This window comes from Pseudomonas sp. 30_B, from assembly GCF_017491605.1.
Taxonomy (GTDB): domain Bacteria; phylum Pseudomonadota; class Gammaproteobacteria; order Pseudomonadales; family Pseudomonadaceae; genus Pseudomonas.
The window spans coordinates 1-724 of the sequence record NZ_JAFGYY010000082.1 but is presented as its reverse complement, the minus strand read 5'-3'; the positions used below and the strand labels follow the sequence as shown (position 1 = coordinate 724).

At 55.9% G+C, this 724-nt stretch carries 1 protein-coding gene; it reads left to right on the top strand.

The genetic code is table 11. The features are described 5' to 3' along the window. Positions 1-512 precede the first annotated feature (512 nt). Positions 513-724 (top strand): helix-turn-helix domain-containing protein (locus J5M67_RS27305; RefSeq protein ID WP_207888529.1); only part of this gene is annotated, 212 nt, incomplete at its 3' end.

The window sequence follows — 724 nt, the reverse complement described above, 5'->3', positions numbered from 1 at the left end:
GTAACGCACATAAAACCAAGCGACGTCGGAAACGCGGACAGGCAACGGGAGCTGTGAAACAGAATGACTTGCATCCCCCGCCGATACGCCACTGCATTCCATTTTCTCGAACTCCCTGCAATAGCCCGGTCGGTGTTGCGGAATTCCGCCGTTCCACCCCGCCCTGCGGAACAGCCGGACGAGATGGAAACCAGCAACACCGGTCGAGCCGGTTACTTATAGTCAATGAGTTATCAATCAGGTAACAGCTAACGTCCGAGAGTGGGCGAGAACTTTTCAATCCTCTCAACAACGGCTCCGCCGCCGTTCATCGCTCATGTCGCCCGGTGCGCCTTTTTCGATCAAGCGTGACCTGTGCAGCCTGCGACAGCGCGCTGTCTCGCCGTCGCCGCAACCACAGCATCGGCCGCAGGCTTCAATGAGAGGATTGTAGATGCAAACTCTGTAGATGTAAACTCTGTCGACGTTTCGGCTGTAGATACAAACACTGCGTTCCGCCATGCTCTGGCTCCATGAACGAAAAGTTAAAGCCTGGGCAAGCGGCGCTCCGGAATCGTCTTTCCAGAAATTTGAAAAGAATCCGCGCGGCGCAAAACATTTCGCAAGAGGAACTTGGCGACCGCGCCGGGTTGCACCGCACCTATATAAGCCAAGTAGAACGCACGGTGACGAACGTCTCGCTCGACAACATCTACCTACTAGCGGAGGCCCTCGGTGTGGACCC